Below are 17228 nucleotides of genomic sequence, written 5' to 3' on the forward strand. Positions count from 1 at the left end.
AGATCAAGAGCAAGATCAAGAGCGGCTCGCTTCGCATCGTGGTTACCGTCTGCTGCACCCCACAAAGTTGTGTAGATACCTATGCTGGACAGTCAGATAGACCGCATCAGGGCTCAGGCAAGCAGCGAATACACCAACGCCGTAATGGCAACCAAACCAACCGCAGTCACAAACACATTCGACGCCTGCCCACGGTACTTGGCCATGGCCGGCACCTTGCGGATGGCGTACATCGGCATCAGGAACAGAATCGACGCAATCACCGGCCCACCCAGGGTCTCGATCATGCCGAGGATGCTCGGGTTAAGCGTGGCGACGATCCAGCACACCACCAGCATGAAGGCTGCTGTCATGCGGTCCAGGGTCTTGGGTGCCGGGCGGCGGCCAGTCTTGACCACCAGACCCTTGAGGCCCTCGCTGGCGCCGATGTAGTGGCCCAGGAACGACTTGGCAATCGCCACGAACGCAATCAACGGTGCGGCAAAGGCAATCGTCGGGTTATCGAAGTGGTTGGCCAGGTACGACAGGATCGACAGGTTCTGCGCTTTCGCTTCCGCCAACTGTGCGGGCGACAGGGTCAGCACGCAACTGAACACAAAGAACAGCACCATCGCCACCATCAGCAGGTGCGCGCGGGAGAGGATCTGCGAACTGCGCTCCTCGGCGTGTGCGCCGTACTGGCGCTTCTGGTCCACCGCGAAGGCCGAGATGATCGGCGAGTGGTTGAACGAGAACACCATCACCGGAATCGCCAGCCATAGCGTATTGAGCAGCGCCGACGGTGCCGGCACCTCACTGGCGGTGCTGAGAATGCCACCATTCCAGTGCGGCACCAGGTACACGGCCAGGAACAGCAAGGCCACAATAAACGGGTACACCATCAAGCTCATGGCCTTGACGATCACTTGCTCACCGCAACGCACCACGGCCAGCAAACCCAGGATCAACACAAACGCCAGGATGGCCCGGGGCGGCGGCAGGATATGCAGCTGGTGCTCCATGAAGCTGCTGACGGTATTGGTCAGCGCCACGCTGTAGATCAGCAGGATCGGGAAGATCGCAAAGAAGTACAGCAAGGTGATCAGCGCACCGGCCTTGATACCGAAATGCTCTTCAACCACGTCGGTGATGTCGGAACCTTCACGGCCGGACAGTACGAAACGGGTCAGCCCACGGTGGGCAAAGAACGTCATCGGGAAGGCCAGCAACGCCAGGATCACCAGCGGCCAGAAGCCCCCCAGGCCCGCGTTGATAGGCAAGAACAAAGTACCGGCGCCAATGGCGGTACCGAATAGCCCGAGCATCCAGGTAGTGTCCTGGCGGCTCCAGCTTGTGAGCGTTGCAGGTGTCGTTGCATAGCGTTCGTCGACGCTATTGGCCTGATCATTCATCCGGTCGGATCTCCGCATTCACACGGCCAGCACGAGTCAGAAAAACCTGACAGGCAGCGCCCTGGCCGAAACAAGGGCCGGATTGTCCGGGATTCTCTTGGAGAAGCAAAGACTTAGCTGAGCAATGGTTAGGCGGTGCATCTGTTCAAGGGCGGCTATTCGTAAAGGATCTGGATGACCGAGGTGCCGTACGAACAGCCCTGCTTTTTCCTCTAACACGTCAAACTTACAAGAAGATTCCGACAATAAGTTCAGAACTTGCCCGCTTAAAAGTCATATTCTTAACCCTACAACACCTCAACTGTTTCAGAACCATACACAGGTATTGAGCCTGCACAAATTCACACACTAATATCTTCGCGCACCGATCAAAAATACGACAACACCACTGAATCCACGTTTAAGGAGTTTGATGATGCGAAAACTCACCGCTACTTTTGCCGGCTTATTTTTTGCGGGGTTATTAGGCGCCCAGTCAAGTCACGCGACACCTGTTGAGCCCGAGGTGGACATTCGTGCCTTGGCCTCTTCGCCTCAATGGCTGACGACTAAGGTTTATATAGAGGGCGAACCACAAAACGACGTCAAAGCCAAGTACCCCGGCGTGGTTGGCATTTCCATGTGGGACCCACAACGCAATCGTTATGAGTTCTTCTATACCGATACGGGGCGCTCGAAACACCCTGACGGTGGGGGCGGCTATTTTATGGTCACTGGCGACAAACAGACCCACATCCTGGTACCCGACCTGGGCCCTCACCGCACCATCGTCAGAAGGTTGGAAAAACTGGATAACACTGAATTTACTTATTCTCGCGAAGTCCCGCGCGACATGGTAGCAACTAACCCGCCCGTTCGAATCTACGTGGTGCACGCGCCTTACAGCGGGCCGATAAAGACTCAGATGTCAAACTAATCAATTCACTTATCGCCAACCATAAAAATCAATAACAAACGAGGCACTTCAATATGAATATACACACGCACCTGAAGTCAATGTTAATACCCGCACTGTTGGCGGCCACGCTGTTACCCACTGCATCCGAGGTACGTGCTAATGCGGCCCCGACAGCAAAAAATGTCGCCGCCACCTCCGATAACGCAGTGATGTTGACCGTCTTTCTTAAACACGATCAATCCCGACCGCTGGGTGAATTAAAAGCCCAACTGGCCAAGCAGGAATTTCACAAGGTATTCCCGCCCGCAGGTGTAGAAGTCGTCAGCTGGAATATCACCATGGGCATCGGGCAAGTCATCGTGTTGCGCCTGCCGGCGTCGCGTCTGGCGGCGGTCAACCTCGCCATCGAGAACACGGCGTGGGGTGCATACAAGACAGAGTTCTTCCCCACATACGATTTCATGCCGATAGCCCAGAGAGAGCAAGCCCAGGCACGGCAGGCGGGGACGGCTGAATAATGGGTGCCCTCAGCTAAGCCACCGAGCTTCCCACGCTTGGATTGCGCAGCTCGCCGCGTATGGCGTTCTGCGCAATAGCCAGTGTTTGACTCATCCAGCATTCTTGCGGGAGGTCAGCGCAATAACGGGTAGGTTCGGTGCATACTCATGCTCTCAAATCCTTCAGGAAGAGCCTTGCGATGCCCACCACTGTTCTGGTCCTGGTTGAAACCATCAACGAATACCTGCAAATCATCGAAAGCAGTGACTTTCATGTGATCCTGGCGCCGACGCCCGCTGAACGCGCGCAGGCGATCAAGGCCCATGGTGGGCAGATCCAGGCTGTGCTGACCCGTGGCCCGCTGGGGCTTTACGCCGAGGAAATCGCCGCACTGCCCCTGCTGGAGATCATTTGCGTGATCGGTGCCGGCTACGAGCATGTAGACCTGCAGGCGGCGAGCAACCGTGGGATTGTGGTCACCAACGGCGCTGGCGTAAACGCCCCTTCAGTGGCTGATCACGCCATGGCGTTGTTGCTATCACTGGTGCGTGGCATTCCCCAGACAGATGCGGCGGTACGGCGCGGCGAATGGCCGAAGGTGATGCGCCCTTCCATCAGCGGTAAACACCTGGGGATTGTCGGGCTGGGCGCGGTGGGCATGGAGATTGCGCGGCGCGCCGCCCTGGGGTTCGGCATGGAGGTGAGTTATCACAACCGCCAACCCCGCGATGACGTGGATTACACCTACTGTGCGACGGCCGTGGAGCTGGCGCGCACCTCGGACTTCCTGGTGCTGGCCACGCCCGGCGGTGCCAGCACTCGCCACCTGATCGACCGCCACGCTCTGGACGCCCTGGGGCCGCACGGTTTTCTGATCAATATTGGCCGCGGCAGCGTGGTGGTGACCGCCGACCTGGTCGCCGCGCTGGAACAGCGACGCATCGGCGGCGCCGCGCTGGACGTATTTGACGATGAACCCGCAGTGCCCGATGCCCTCAAGCGCCTGAGCAATACCGTGCTGACGTCCCACGTGGCCGGGCTGTCCCCGGAAGCGGTCCATGACACGGTGCAGCGCGTCGCTGACAACCTGGTGGAATACTTTGCCGGCCGCCCCGTGCTTACACCGGTAGCCTTGCCAGCGCCGGCAAAATGACCGATCAGGCACGCTGATCACGCTTCAACACGCTAACCTATTAAGCCGCCCCGACCTTGTCGCTGGGCGGGTGTGCGCATTAGATTAGGAAATAGTCCAAGGCCTTTAGAATAAGCAGAAGGGATAAGCATGGCGCTGAACGACCAATCGACCCAGATTCGCCCAGGCGAAGAACTTGATGCCAGCCTGATCGATCCCTACCTCAAGGCCCATATCCCGGGCTTGGATGGCACGCCCACCATCAGCCAGTTTCCGGGCGGTGCGTCGAACCTGACCTACCTGCTGGAATACCCCGGCCAGGAATTTGTGCTGCGTCGCCCACCGTTTGGCCACAAGGCCAAGTCTGCCCACGACATGGGCCGCGAATACCGCATTCTCAACCAGCTTAAAGATGGCTTCCCGTACTGCCCCAAAGCCTATGTGCACTGCACCGATGAATCGGTGATTGGTGCCGAGTTCTATGTGATGGAGCGCGTCAACGGCATCATCCTGCGGTCCGACCTGCCGGCTGAACTGGGCCTGGACGCCACCCGCACCGAAGCCTTGTGCAAAAGCTTTATCGACAAATTCGTCGAACTGCACCAGGTCGACTACACCGCCTGCGGCCTGGCCGACCTGGGCAAGCCCGAAGGCTACGTGGCGCGGCAGATTCGCGGCTGGAGCGAGCGCTATGAAAAAGCCCTGACGCCCGATGCACCAAAGTGGGAGGCGGTACGCGCCTGGCTCAACGACAAGATGCCAGCCGATCACCCCACCTCCAGCATCGTGCACAACGATTACCGCTTCGACAACGTGATCCTCGACCCGCACAACCCGATGCAGATCATCGGCGTGCTGGACTGGGAACTCACCACCCTGGGCGACCCGCTGATGGACCTGGGCAACACCCTCGCCTACTGGATCGAGGCCGCGGACCCGGCCCCAGTGCAACTGATGCGCCGCCAGCCGAGCAACGCCCCCGGCATGCTCACCCGCCGCCAGTTTGTCGACTACTACGCCGAGCGCTCCGGCATCCAGATCGACAATTTCGATTTCTATTACACCTACGGCCTGTTCCGCCTGGCCGGGATTGTGCAGCAGATTTACTACCGCTTCTTCCATGGCCAGACCCAGGACAAACGCTTCGCGCAGTTCATCCACATGAACAAACTGCTGGAGCAGATGAGCCTGAATGTCATCGGCAAATCAGCGCTCTGAGTGCAACTACAAGGAACCCTCATGTCCAAGACCAACCTGTTCGACCTCGACGGCAAGATTGCGTTTGTTTCCGGCGCCAGCCGTGGCATCGGTGAGGCCATCGCCAAGTTACTGGCCCAGCAAGGTGCCCATGTGATTGTCTCCAGCCGTAAGCTGGAGGGCTGCCAGCACGTGGCTGATGCGATCATCGCCGACGGCGGCAAAGCCACGGCCATTGCCTGCCATATTGGTGAAATGGAGCAGATCACCCAGGTGTTCGCCGGCATCCGCGAACAGTTCGGCCGCCTGGATATCCTGGTCAACAACGCCGCCACCAACCCGCAGTTCTGCAACGTACTGGACACCGACCTGGGTGCATTCCAGAAGACCGTTGATGTGAATATCCGTGGCTACTTCTTCATGTCGGTGGAAGCCGGCAAGCTGATGCGCGAGAACGGCGGCGGCAGCATCATCAACGTGGCCTCGATCAACGGCATCTCGCCGGGCGTGTTCCAGGGCATCTACTCGGTGACCAAGGCCGCCGTGATCAACATGACCAAAGTATTTGCCAAGGAATGTGCCGCCTTTGGCATCCGTTGCAATGCCCTGCTGCCGGGCCTGACCGATACCAAGTTCGCCTCGGCGCTGGTCAAGAACGATTCGATCCTGAAAATGGCCTTGGCGCAAATCCCGCTCAAGCGCGTCGCCGCCCCCAGCGAAATGGCCGGTGCGGTGCTGTACCTGGCCAGTGACGCGTCAAGCTACACCACCGGCGTTTCGCTGAATGTGGACGGTGGTTTCTTGTCCTGAAGCCACAGGCGCCGCCGGTGGCAGACGGGCTGGCCCGTTTGCCATCAGGCACGCACAGCGCTCATATCGATCTTGAACAACACCAGCTTGCCGTCTGGCAAGGTTGCACCAATCACTTTGAACAGCCGTTGACGCCTCAGCGCCTCCTCGACCACCTGTCCGGCGCCTGGATCATTTGCATCCAGCCTGCTTAAAACCCTCGCAACCCAACCATCTTCCATCTGGTAATCAGGATTGACCTTGGCCATGCTGGTGCTGCCGCTTTTGGCATGCTTGACCTCAAGCACATAAACATCATCCGCTGGCCCTTTGAACACCAGATCAAAACCATTCTGACCACCGCCATAAGTTCCACCAGGAATGATTCGATAGCCATCGTTTTCAAGCAGCGCTTGGTACATTTTTTCGTTGGCCTGCCCCCGCAATATATTTTCATCGGTGGTATTCAGGGCCTTCCATTGATCAAGCAGCTGTTGCTCATCTGGGGTCCTCTGCCGTTGGGGATAGTAAAGCTGGTCGTTCTGGAGAACGGCGCCCACATTGATCCCTCCCTCTCGTCGTGGGGCAACGGTGGCCATGCCCTGAAAGGGATCGAACTGCACGATGCCCAGGGGTAATGCTGTGCGCTCGGCCCTGGCGCGCATCCCGAGCAGCAGACGGTCATAGGGATAACCATGGCGCCAGATGTGCGCATCGATCAAGCGATCTCGATACTGCACCGGCGCGTTGCGAATATGGGCGTTGTCGAATGCAATCATCTGCCGCGCATACTGGCGCATGTAGCAGTACGTCTGCTTGTCCATGGTCGACATCAAGCCCTGGCTCATGTCACTGGTAACAGCGCTGTAACCCAGGCGCTTGCGCGCAGCGCTGATGATGTCGCCAATACTGTCCAGGCGCATTTCGGGTACCCACGACGCCCGGCTGCCACCGGGATCCAGAAAAATACCGGGCAGGCCGCTTTGTGCGGCAGCGACTAGTTGATACTTATTTCTGGCGCTATCGACCTGGATGCGAGCCAGTACATTGCCTATATACAGATAGGTGGCAGCCGGGTCGCCGTGGATCTGAACCATGCCGTCTTCGGCAATGGCGCCACTCACCACCCACTTGCCACGGTCATTAAACCGGTGGAGTTTGCTCATGCCCACCCGATAGTAGTCCAACGAAAATTGCGTATCGCCGTAGTAGGTCTGCCCGCCAATGAGATAGTTCTTTTTTCCCGGGATGACAGCCCCTTGCGTTGCGCCCGCACCACTGGCGTCATAGCTGTGCAAATCCCACTGTGGGTACAGGCGCACGCTTGCAGGCGTGGGACTGGGCATCGACATGGCGCGGGAATGTGTTGCAGGCGTCGAACTTGTCCAGGTGCAAGCTCCAGCCATCCGCTGCACAACAGCAGAGCTGGCCGCCAGTTGATAAGGCAAACGTGGGTGATAACCCCCACTTGCCGGGTCGTAGACCACTTGCACTGTTTCTCCGGTGGTCAGGTCGACATAACTGCGACCACCCGCATGACGAACGCCCTCGGCATCCGCGGCGCCAAGCGTATCGCCGGTCACCAGCACAGCCTGCGGCGGCGTAGGCCCTGGCACATCCAAAGCACTTATTTGCGGTATCCCGTACCTATCGGCATCGGCGAATTGCGCACGTAGCGTGCCTTGATTAACCGCTGCGGCACTGCGACTCGGCGCGCCGTAATCCCTGACCATAAAGGTGTCGGCACCCGAGCCCACACGCGAGGAAGAACCTGAGGCAGTTCGGGGCGAGTTAGTATTCTGTTGCATGAAAAAGTCCTTTTGAATTGATGCTCACGCAACCCGCGTGAACCGCAGGTCCGACGACGTAACGTTACGCTGGGGTTCCAGGTCCGCTCCCCAACAGTCGCGACCTGCGTCGTAATGAATGCCCGATACCGTACCGTCCTTCAGCGCCAGGCCGATCACACGCAGCTGGCGCACCATCAACGTCGCCCACTGGCGAGAGCGGCGCAGCGCGCCGAACACTGCGTCTACGGTTGCGTATGGCGCAGCGTCCAGTTGCGCCAGATAAACAGCGCCCAGGTCCTGTCGGATGTCGTACTGCTCGCCCTGTTTGGTGTGCACGCTGACCTGTTCCAGCGGCACCGAAGGGTCTGTCATCGGTGGCAGGCTCACAGTCACACTGCCGACCTTCAATGTGTCGTTGGTCAGTACGATATGCCGTTGCTCGATCAGTTCGCCAAGGCTTGCAGTGTTGATTCGCCAAAACGATGCATTCGACTGTTTCGCCAGTGCGCCCGGCGTGGACAGGCAAATTGTTGAACCGGTGCTGGGCACCACTTCATAAGTGGAGGCCCGCCCCAGCAACGCGTACGACTTCTGGTAATGCGGCGGTGCCGGGATCACGATTTTCTGAGGCACCGACTGCAACCAGACACCTTTGGCGCTGTGCGGCCGAAAAAACGGATGGGTGCCTACACGCTTGACCAGAGCCGAACGGCCGTCGAAGGTATTGAAACCAGGCGAAGCACGGTCTTGGGCGTAAGTTTGCTGAGCAGCCTGAACCCGATAGGAGACGCCATCGTTCATGACCAGTTCGAATCGACAATCAAGCTTCAAGCTGACCGCAATGATGTTGGACGTCACGTTGGTGCGCGTCGAAGATCGATCGCTGGCGTAGTTGGCGAGAACCAATTGCCCGCCATCGGTGAATGTGAGGGTTAACCTCACATCGCTGTAGGTCAGCGAATCGAAATGACCAACCCGGCGCAAGGTCACACGGTATTCGGCCAAGGCTTGCAGCAGCTCGCGCGACGAGTAATCCACGTACAACATGCAAGCCGTGGTGTCGCCTTTGAGGCGAACAGCCACCTCCTTCCTGCTCGGCCCACGCTCAATGAAGCAGCGGCTCGAACGCCCATAGGGCACCACGAACTCTCCGGCGCTCAGCACCTTGTCCATAGTGAGATCCTGGCCACCTCCTCGCACGGCAACCGCGACGCTGACATCTTCCTCGCCAGCCAATACAGGTGTGAGGATCGGCTCAAGCATGTAGCCGTCTTGCGTGACAAACAGCAGGTTGTGCGTGTTCAACCGCCGCTGGCTGTCGCTGCGCGTATACAGCTGCTCAAGCCTGATCACGTGCTGTGGCAGTTCGCCGTCATCGCCGCGCCAGACTACAATAACCAGCGCGCACTCTTGGATACGCCAACTGGCGATCGCAGCCAATGGCCAGCGCATTTCAATCACAGCACCTTCCGCCCAGTCCTGATCCTTAAGGGTCACGGTGCCGCGGTTGCTGGCAATGACGTAGCGATCCTTGCCCGCGCCCCCATCGACCCACGCGTTGGCGCCCAGCACTACCACCGTATCATTACCATCTCCTGCCTCGACACGATCATTATCACCCTCGGCGATCACCGTATTGGCCTGGGCCGAACCTTTGACATGGTTGGCAACGCCAGCCGGAGTCGAGACGTTTTCAATCGAATCCAGGCTAATCGAGTGATGAGGCGTCGGGGTGCCGAGGTCTTTGCGCCGAGCGACAGTGCCTGCCTGCAGATCAATGGCATAACCTTGCGCCCCTTCCTGATAGGTTGCCGAGTTGGACAAATTGAGCGTATCGCTGCCGGCCCCGCCATACAGTTCACTGACCGGGCCATTCGCGAGCGCTGCATCCAGTGTGCCCGCCGGTATCTCATACGTGAACACATCAGCTTTCGCGCCGCCGGTGAGTTGCTTGTGGCCTGCGCCGAACTGAAAAATATTCGGGTTGTCGGTCAAGCCTTTGACCTTGTCGTTACCGCCCCCCAGTCGCCAGAGCACAGCAGCATTCACCCATTGACTGCCAGACACCACGCCTGGAATCTGGTCAACCGGGGTGTTTGAAGCATCCACATCGTCATCCAGGTCAACGACCGTTGGTTCATTGGTGTCGATGTAGGCATCCTCGCCCTCGGCTTCATTCCATCGACGCTTCCAATGGCGTACCGGATTCAGGCGTACCTCAAACCGGCCATTTACCACCGCCTGTACGGTGCCCTTGAGCGCACCCATCAGCCAGGCTTCGGCCTGGCTTGTCAGTTGCTGCGCATGCTGCTTTTGCATTTTTGCCAGAACGTACCGGTCACGCACGTCTCGCTGCGGCTCCCGGCCTTGAAACGCCAACCACCCGGCCTGCAGGCGCTCAACGATACTCAGCTCGATGTAATCATCAATTTCATCCACCTGACGAACCGCAGAATAGAGCTGCATCCCCAGCATCAACACCACAGCTGCAGCGATACCCAGCGGGCCGGCAACGCTGAAACCGGCTGCTGCTGCAACACTGAGGATCACGCTGATGCTTGCCCCCAGGATAGTGAAGCCGGCGCTCACGTAATGGTCCAGTGCTTCTTTGCCGGTACTTTTCGCCGCTTTGGCAAGCGATTTCTGGGCACTGATGATGTCAAAAGGCAGGGTCAGTACCAAGGCAAACAGGCTCGCGCCCCGCTGCATGATCTTGCCCAACGTACTGGCGTTAAAGCCCGCGAACACCTTCCGACCGTTTTCCAGCATCCGCTTGCCGAACCGCTCAAGCGCCAGCTCCAGTGCCTCCCCCGTCAGATTGGCGAACAGCTCAGCACCGGTGACTACCGTCTCGTCGATGTCGCCAGTCTTGATCGCATCGGTCAACGCGCTGATTGCACTGTAATACCCGTAAACCCCAAGCCCGGCGCCTATCAACGCCAGGCTTCGGCTTTTCTTCGGCTCTACCCATTGAGGCATCCCTTCCAACTGCGACACTTGGTTGAGGTTGGTTTTTTGCACCTTGCACAGCAGGCTGTCGAGCTTGTCCATTGCCCCCGAATGCTCCCCACCCGCCTCAGGCAGCAGCAATGGCGGGGCCTGTACCGAGCGCAACGCCGCGAACTCGAATAATAGAGCAGCGCTGCTGCCGCTGACCGAATCTGCGGTGCTTAGATAGCGCTGCAGCTCAGGCACCGAGAAACGGATCGAATCAAGCAGCGTCTGATCGGCCTCGCGCACGTCCAAGTGTCTGGCTCTCAGGGGCTTGCCCGACATGCTGGCGCCCATGGCGGCCAGGTCCGCGCGCTGAAGAGTCAGCTCTCCAACAATCAGCGGGCCCAAGCGCTGATCGAGCGCGAGCAAAGTCGGATACCTTTTCTTTGCAGGTGGTTCGCTTGTCGCCATGAGTCTTATTCCCTATGCCATACCATTGAATAACGCTGGCTGCAGGCATCCAGAGCCTGCAACAGGGACATGATCGCGGCCAACGCGCTCTTTGCAGCTGTAGATGTCTATGCGTGCGGACGATTTACACAGAGACCCTTTTGAGCCCGCATTACGAGCGAGTAACCTTGGCGCCGAGCCAAACCTTGGGAGCAAACATGGAACTGCACGTAGTCATCAATGGCCGCAAGGACCTGGCCGAACAGCTCTACCAGCAGTTGCGCGAAGCCATCGCCACCGGGCGGCTGTCGGCAGGCGCACAGCTGCCCCCCAGCCGACTGCTCGCCGAACAACTGGGCATCTCGCGCAAGACGGTGTCGGATACCTACGCCACCTTGACCTATGAGGGCCTGCTGGTTGGCAAGATCGGCCGCGGCACTTTCGTCAATGCGTGGGCGCCGCAACCCGACCGCGTGCAAACCGCCACCGACCTGGCGTGCGCCGCCAACCTGGGCAAATGGGCCGCACTGCCCTCGCCCATGGGCCACCCCGCCCGTGACGATATCCTGCGCTACGAATTTATCGGCGGTGCGACGACACGCCACCACTTCCCCCAGGACGAATGGCGGCGTTGTACCCAGGATGCGTTGCGTCGTATCGCCCAGAACAGTGGTTTTTACAGCCAGCCAGAAGGCGTGCCCGCCCTGCGCGAAGCCATCGCCGGGCATATTGCGTTTTCTCGCGGGGTCAAATGCGGGGCCCGCGATATCGTGGTCACCAACGGGGCACAGCAGGCGCTGGACCTGATTGCCCGCGTGGTGCTTGAGCCCGGCAGCCTGGTCGCGATGGAAGACCCTGGCTACAGCCCCGCACGCCAATTGTTCGTCGCGATGGGCGCCAATGTTGCCAGTGTGGCCGTCGACAAAGAGGGCCTGCAGGTCGACCAGATCCCGGATGGCACCCGCTTGATCTATGTGACGCCGTCCCACCAATTCCCCCTTGGCATGCCCATGAGCCAGGCGCGGCGCGAGGCCCTGCTGGACCGCGCCATTGCGCTCGGCGCGATCATCATTGAAGACGATTACGACAGCGAATTCCGCTACGAAGGCCGCCCCACTGACTCCCTGCAAAGCATGGATACCCGAGGCGTGGTCACCTACGTCGGCACCTTCTCCAAAACCCTGTCGCCGGAGTTACGCCTGGGCTATGCGGTGCTGCCGCCGGCCATCTACGGCGCGGTGCTCAAGGCCAAGAAACTGACCGACCAGCACAGCGCTACCTTGCCGCAGTGGGCACTGGCCAAGTTCATCAGCGAAGGCTACCTGCTCAAGCATATTCGTCGCTGTCACAGCCTCTATGCGGGGCGTCGCGAACGCATATTGCAGCGTCTGGCGGGCGATCTGTCGCCGTGGTTCGAGGCAGTACCGACGGTGGCAGGCTTTCATCTGGCGGCGCTGTGCAAGGTGCCGGTGAATATTCCCTTACTGATGGAACGGGCGCGTGAGGTCGAGGTGGGGTTGTATCCCCTGGAGGTGTTCTTTCACGACCTGCCGGTGCGCTCGGGGCTGATTCTGGGGTTCGGTGCCATCGAGACCCTGGACATTGACCCGGCGCTGGACAAGGTCCGCGATATTCTCTTGCAGATTGGCTAGGCGGTTTTCCGGCGCATTGGTCATTGGTGGCAGGCCCTCTGCGGCGTAGGGTGAAGCGGTCTTGAACCCGATGGAACCCTCCTCATGAAACGCTTATTCGCTGCCACACTGATGCTCGCCTCCCTCAGTGCATTTGCCCACGACCCGGTCTACAACCAGGAAACGCTCAAGGTGCTGCAAGAGCACGCCTTGACCAACGTGCCGGGCAAGAAAACCATCATGCTCACCGTGGACTACGCCCCCGGCCAAGCCACCGTGCCCCACAGCCACACCGGCACCGCCGTGGCGTATGTGCTCGAAGGCCAGATCACCTCGCGGGTCAATGATGAAAAGGCGATCACCTACAAAACCGGGCAATCGTTCTACGAGCCGGCCGGTTCGCGGCATTTTGAGTCAAGCAATGCCAGCCAGACCCAACCGGCCAAACTGCTGGTGGTGATGGTGCTGGATGACAAGGCTGAGGTACTCACCCCACTTCCCAAATAATCAGCAACACAACAAAACCCCTGTGGGAGCTGGCTTGCCTGCGATAGCGGTGGGCCAGTAAAAGATGAGCTGGCTGATACACCGCTATCGCAGGCAAGCCAGCTCCCACAGTTTCAACCGTGTCTGGTCAGGGACGTTTGAACAGGTTGCGCAGGTGTTCAATACGCGAGCGGCACTCGCAACCCTCCAAGTGGTCATTAACCATCCCCATCGCCTGCATCAACGCATACATCGTGGTCGGGCCGACAAAGGTCCAGCCGCGCTTCTTCAAGGCTTTCGATAACCGTACCGAAGCGGGTGACGTTGGATTGGCCGTCCAGTAAGCCATATCCACCACTGCCGGCCGCTCTTCTGCGCAGGGCTCAAACGCCCACAGCCAGCGCGCCAGCGAGCCGGTCTCCTCCACCAGTTCACAGGCCCGGCGTGCATTGTTGATGGCCGAGACGATCTTCGCGCGATTGCGCACAATGCCCGGGTCGCTCATCAACCGCTCGATGTCCGCCTCGCCGTACTGCGCCACCCGGCGAAAATCAAAGCCCTCGAACGCCTTGCGAAAGTTTTCGCGCTTGCGCAGGATGGTGATCCACGCCATCCCCGCCTGAAACCCCTCCAGGCAGATCTTCTCGTACAGCGCGATGTCATCCGCCACCGGCACGCCCCACTCGTGGTCGTGGTAATGCAGGTACGCAGGCGCTGCAGTGCGCCAGGCGCAATAGATGCGCCCTGCTTCGTCGGTTGTCAGCCCTGGTTGGTCCATCCATCACCTCGTATGCCGAAGGCGATGATACGCAAAAAAAATTAATCCCCGCCAACCGCTCAAGCATCGTGCTTATCGACCAACTGGTCAGACCGGGACCTGCCAACCGCCAAATATTTTCTTGTGATTTGAAAAAAACCGAGCGTAGACTGGCCCCGCACTGGACTTACCGGTAAGACCACAACAATTAAGCCCTGGAACCACCAGGGCACCGAATAGAGATCCCTCCCATGCTCAGATGGTGCTCGCGTTCGATTTTCCTGCAAGTCGTGATTGGCCTGATGCTCGGCATCGCCTGCGGCCTGGCCCTTCCCGAATTCTCCTCGCAACTCAAACCCTTGGGTGACGGCTTTATCAAGCTGATCAAAATGCTGATTGGCCTGATCGTGTTCTGCGTGGTAGTCAGCGGTATTTCCGGCGCGGGCGACTTGAAGAAGGTCGGGCGCATCGGCCTAAAGTCGGTGATCTATTTTGAAATGCTCACCACCGTCGCCCTGGTGCTCGGCCTGATCATGGCCTTCAGCACCGGCATTGGCAGCGGCGCCAATATTCACCTGGAGCAACTCTCTTCCGCCGGCTTGAATGAGCTGGCCGACAAGGGCCAGCACATCCGCGGCACCAGCCAGTTCCTGATGGAGTTGATCCCCAACTCGGTGGTCGGCGCCTTTGCCGACAACAACGTGCTGCAAGTGCTGTTGTTTTCGGTGCTGTTCGGCAGCGCGCTGAACCTGGTGGGCGAAGCGGCCAGTGGCATCTCGCGGCTGATCAACGAATTGAGCCATGTGATCTTCCGCATCATGGGCATGATCGTGCGCCTGGCGCCGATTGGCGTATTCGGTGCCATCGCCTTCACCACCAGCACCTATGGCCTGGACTCGCTGCAACATCTGGGCAGCCTGGTGGGGCTTTTCTACCTGACCTGCTTTGCCTTCGTGGCGGTGATCCTCGGGCTGGTGATGCGCCTGTCGGGCCTGCGCATGTTGCCGCTGCTCAAGTACCTGCGCGAAGAGCTGCTGATCGTGATGGGCACCGCTTCATCCGACGCGGTGTTGCCGCAGATCATGCGCAAGCTGGAACACCTGGGCATTGGCAGCTCCACCGTGGGCTTGGTGATTCCCACTGGCTACTCGTTCAACCTCGACGGTTTCTCCATCTACCTGACCCTGGCCATCGTGTTTATCGCCAACGCCACCGGCACACCGCTGTCGATGACCGACTTGTTGACCATCCTCCTGGTATCGTTGATCACCTCCAAGGGCGCCCATGGCATTCCAGGCTCGGCGCTGGTGATTCTGGCGGCAACGCTCACGGCGATCCCCGCGATTCCGGTGGTCGGCCTGGTATTGGTGCTAGCGGTGGACTGGTTCATGGGCATCGGTCGGGCGCTGACCAACCTGATCGGCAACTGCGTGGCCACCGTGGCAATTGCGCGCTGGGAAAAAGACATTGATATCCAGCGCGCCAACAAGGTGCTCGACGGCCAGCAAGGCTATGCCTTCCAGGCCAAGAAACCGGTGCTGCCGGCGCATCAGGAGTTCTAGGACAACACCCATCCAATGTGGGAGCTGGCTTGCCTGCGATAGCGGTGGGTCAGCGTCAACTGTAGTGCCTGACACTCAGTCATCGCAGGCAAGCCAGCTCCCACTTTGGACCTTCGCCAGACTGAATACTGTATGAGCAACATCAAGGAGCCTTCGACGTGATCAGCACTTCAACCGTCGTCAATTCAGTGGTAGAAAAACTGCGCGCCGCCTTGGCGCGAGGCCAGTGGCGCCGCGGTGAAATGCTGCCCGGTCAACGCGAACTGGCCGAACAGCTGGGCATCAGCCGCCCGAGCCTGCGTGAAGCGGTGATCGTGCTGGAAACCCTCGGCCTGGTGCGCTCCATGCCGGGCAAAGGCGTGGTCGTGCTGGAAAGCAGCGTCAGCGAGCCGCAATCGAGCGACGCCGTGGCCGATGCCAGCCTCGAGGATATCCTGCAACTGCGCTACACCCTCGAACCTTTCATCGTCGGTTTGGTAGCCCAGTCCATCAGCAGCAAGGAAATCGGCCAACTGCGCCTGACCCTGATGGACATGCGCGAAGCCCTGGATGCCGGCGATGCCGAAGCGGGCATGAACGCCTATATCGACTTCCATGAGGAGCTGTTCGCCCTGACCTCCAATCCGATCTTCCAGAACGTGGTGCAGCAAACCAGCACCGCGCTCAAACAAAGCGCTCAGGTATTGCGCAACTCCCCTGAACACCTGGCCGAACGCCTTCAAGAGAACGAAGCCGTGGTCCGCGCCATCCGCAACAAGAACAGCGCCCTGGCCAGTGCCGAAATGCGCCGGCACATCCTTCAGGAAGGCCTGCGCATGGGCATTCGCTTGAATATCCCGGACGACCATCTGGGCAGTTGATTTTCGGAGACCGGCCATGAACGCTCACGCCCTGCAACGCAATTGCACCCTCACGTCCTTACGCTGGACGCCCGAAAAAAAGCCCTCGGTGGACGACATCTACCCACGCTTGTTCGACGCCATTCTTGAGCAACGCATTGCGCCCGCCAGCCGCTTCACCGAAGAAGGCCTGGGCGAGCTCTTTGGCGTGAGCCGCAGCGTGATACGCCGGGTACTCGCCAAGCTGTCCCATCAGCAAGTGGTCATCCTGCGCCCCAACCAGCGCGCCCAGGTCGCCGCGCCGGATGCCCAGCACACACGGCAGATCCTGGAAGCCCGGCGCCTCACCGAGATTACCGTGGTGCAACTGGCCTGCGCCCAGGCCACCGCGATGCAGATTCGCCAACTGCGCGAGCTGATTGCACAGGAGCGCGACGCCATTGAGCGTGACCAGCGTGGCCCGGCGATCCGGTTTTCGGGAGAGTTTCATCTGCAACTGGCGCACATGGCAGGCAACGCGCCGCTGGCACAGTTTCTCAACAGCCTGGTGCCGTTGACGTCGTTGATCATTGCGCAATTTGAAGCAAAGGCCTGCACCTATTGCGCGTGGCAGGAGCATGTGGCGATTGTGGATGCCGTGGAACAGCGCGACGCTCACACGGCCGTCGCCCTGATGACCCAGCATCTGGATCACCTGGAAACCCGACTACTCAAACACCACTGACTCCAAGTGAGTAAAGTTAAAACTGTGGGAGCTGGCTTTCCTGCGATAGCGGTGTACCAGTGACCAAATTATTAACTGACCCGCCGCTATCGCAGGCAAGCCAGCTCCCACATTGATCGCATTCCAGATCAAACAAAAAGCCCCCGCATC

14 protein-coding genes are annotated in these 17228 nt (G+C 59.4%); 10 read left to right on the plus strand and 4 right to left on the minus strand.

All coding sequences use genetic code 11. The features are described 5' to 3' along the window. Window positions 1-113 precede the first annotated feature (113 nt). Entirely contained in the window at window positions 114-1391 is a 1278-nt protein-coding gene (locus E1K68_RS16000) for a serine/threonine transporter (protein ID WP_056784632.1), read from the minus strand. Window positions 1392-1806: 415 nt separating this feature from the next. On the opposite strand from E1K68_RS16000, the gene E1K68_RS16005 reads away from it, so the two are divergent. From E1K68_RS16005 to E1K68_RS16025, 5 genes are all read left to right on the plus strand, one after another. Continuing rightward, window positions 1807-2307: a DUF4822 domain-containing protein gene (locus E1K68_RS16005; RefSeq protein ID WP_003190824.1), complete on the plus strand. Its 501-nt coding sequence runs from the start codon at window positions 1807-1809 to the stop codon at window positions 2305-2307. 53 nt (window positions 2308-2360) lie between these two features. Then, window positions 2361-2807, plus strand: coding sequence for a hypothetical protein (locus tag E1K68_RS16010; protein WP_183043778.1), 447 nt, complete (start codon window positions 2361-2363; stop codon window positions 2805-2807). A gap of 179 nt (window positions 2808-2986) precedes the next feature. Further along, window positions 2987-3940, plus strand: a complete 954-nt coding sequence (locus tag E1K68_RS16015) for a 2-hydroxyacid dehydrogenase (protein WP_003190818.1) — start codon at window positions 2987-2989, stop codon at window positions 3938-3940. Window positions 3941-4069: 129 nt separating this feature from the next. Beyond that, window positions 4070-5137, plus strand: a complete 1068-nt coding sequence (locus tag E1K68_RS16020; RefSeq protein WP_056784620.1) for a phosphotransferase family protein — start codon at window positions 4070-4072, stop codon at window positions 5135-5137. Between the two features lie 21 nt (window positions 5138-5158). Next, on the plus strand, window positions 5159-5926 hold the full coding sequence (locus E1K68_RS16025) for an SDR family oxidoreductase (RefSeq protein ID WP_003190816.1): 768 nt from the start codon (window positions 5159-5161) through the stop codon (window positions 5924-5926). Between the two features lie 44 nt (window positions 5927-5970). Here E1K68_RS16025 and E1K68_RS16030 read toward each other — a convergent pair whose 3' ends face one another. Together E1K68_RS16030 and E1K68_RS16035 are read right to left on the minus strand one after the other, a co-directional pair. Further along, window positions 5971-7713: a hypothetical protein gene (locus E1K68_RS16030; protein ID WP_212614383.1), complete on the minus strand. Its 1743-nt coding sequence runs from the start codon at window positions 7711-7713 to the stop codon at window positions 5971-5973. 24 nt (window positions 7714-7737) lie between these two features. Continuing rightward, window positions 7738-11100 (minus strand): calcium-binding protein, encoded by a 3363-nt coding sequence (locus E1K68_RS16035; RefSeq protein ID WP_212614384.1) that lies wholly within the window; start codon window positions 11098-11100, stop codon window positions 7738-7740. A gap of 197 nt (window positions 11101-11297) precedes the next feature. Here E1K68_RS16035 and E1K68_RS16040 point away from each other — a divergent pair, with 197 nt between their 5' ends. Next, on the plus strand, window positions 11298-12731 hold the full coding sequence (locus E1K68_RS16040; RefSeq protein WP_212614385.1) for a PLP-dependent aminotransferase family protein: 1434 nt from the start codon (window positions 11298-11300) through the stop codon (window positions 12729-12731). Between the two features lie 84 nt (window positions 12732-12815). Then, window positions 12816-13217, plus strand: coding sequence for a cupin domain-containing protein (locus E1K68_RS16045; RefSeq protein WP_034135435.1), 402 nt, complete (start codon window positions 12816-12818; stop codon window positions 13215-13217). A 127-nt stretch (window positions 13218-13344) separates the two neighbouring features. Here the strand turns inward: E1K68_RS16045 and E1K68_RS16050 are convergent, their stop codons facing one another. Next, complete coding sequence (locus E1K68_RS16050) at window positions 13345-13974, minus strand: DNA-3-methyladenine glycosylase I (protein WP_212614386.1); 630 nt, start codon at window positions 13972-13974, stop codon at window positions 13345-13347. A 215-nt stretch (window positions 13975-14189) separates the two neighbouring features. Here E1K68_RS16050 and E1K68_RS16055 point away from each other — a divergent pair, with 215 nt between their 5' ends. The 3 genes from E1K68_RS16055 (at window position 14190) to E1K68_RS16065 (ending at window position 17078) form a co-directional block, all read left to right on the plus strand. Continuing rightward, window positions 14190-15515 carry a C4-dicarboxylate transporter DctA gene (locus E1K68_RS16055; protein ID WP_169855370.1) on the plus strand — a complete coding sequence of 442 codons (1326 nt, stop codon included), beginning with the start codon at window positions 14190-14192 and terminating at the stop codon, window positions 15513-15515. A 158-nt stretch (window positions 15516-15673) separates the two neighbouring features. Continuing rightward, window positions 15674-16375 (plus strand): FadR/GntR family transcriptional regulator, encoded by a 702-nt coding sequence (locus E1K68_RS16060; protein WP_034135434.1) that lies wholly within the window; start codon window positions 15674-15676, stop codon window positions 16373-16375. Between the two features lie 16 nt (window positions 16376-16391). Further along, window positions 16392-17078, plus strand: coding sequence for a GntR family transcriptional regulator (locus E1K68_RS16065; RefSeq protein ID WP_003190805.1), 687 nt, complete (start codon window positions 16392-16394; stop codon window positions 17076-17078). Window positions 17079-17228 lie beyond the last annotated feature (150 nt).

The sequence above is a fragment of the Pseudomonas sp. B2021 genome (assembly GCF_018135665.1).
GTDB lineage: Bacteria > Pseudomonadota > Gammaproteobacteria > Pseudomonadales > Pseudomonadaceae > Aquipseudomonas > Aquipseudomonas lactis.

Bases quoted from the DNA above. Each gene is read 5' to 3' on its own strand.
- E1K68_RS16035 (WP_212614384.1), bottom strand. From the start codon at position 11,100: ATGGCGACAAGCGAACCACCTGCAAAGAAAAGGTATCCGACTTTGCTC.
- E1K68_RS16065 (WP_003190805.1), top strand. From the start codon at position 16,392: ATGAACGCTCACGCCCTGCAACGCAATTGCACCCTCACGTCCTTACGC.
- E1K68_RS16005 (WP_003190824.1), top strand. From the start codon at position 1,807: ATGCGAAAACTCACCGCTACTTTTGCCGGCTTATTTTTTGCGGGGTTA.
- E1K68_RS16025 (WP_003190816.1), top strand. From the start codon at position 5,159: ATGTCCAAGACCAACCTGTTCGACCTCGACGGCAAGATTGCGTTTGTT.
- E1K68_RS16020 (WP_056784620.1), top strand. From the start codon at position 4,070: ATGGCGCTGAACGACCAATCGACCCAGATTCGCCCAGGCGAAGAACTT.
- E1K68_RS16040 (WP_212614385.1), top strand. From the start codon at position 11,298: ATGGAACTGCACGTAGTCATCAATGGCCGCAAGGACCTGGCCGAACAG.
- E1K68_RS16015 (WP_003190818.1), top strand. From the start codon at position 2,987: ATGCCCACCACTGTTCTGGTCCTGGTTGAAACCATCAACGAATACCTG.
- E1K68_RS16050 (WP_212614386.1), bottom strand. From the start codon at position 13,974: ATGGACCAACCAGGGCTGACAACCGACGAAGCAGGGCGCATCTATTGC.
- E1K68_RS16000 (WP_056784632.1), bottom strand. From the start codon at position 1,391: ATGAATGATCAGGCCAATAGCGTCGACGAACGCTATGCAACGACACCT.
- E1K68_RS16045 (WP_034135435.1), top strand. From the start codon at position 12,816: ATGAAACGCTTATTCGCTGCCACACTGATGCTCGCCTCCCTCAGTGCA.
- E1K68_RS16030 (WP_212614383.1), bottom strand. From the start codon at position 7,713: ATGCAACAGAATACTAACTCGCCCCGAACTGCCTCAGGTTCTTCCTCG.
- E1K68_RS16010 (WP_183043778.1), top strand. From the start codon at position 2,361: ATGAATATACACACGCACCTGAAGTCAATGTTAATACCCGCACTGTTG.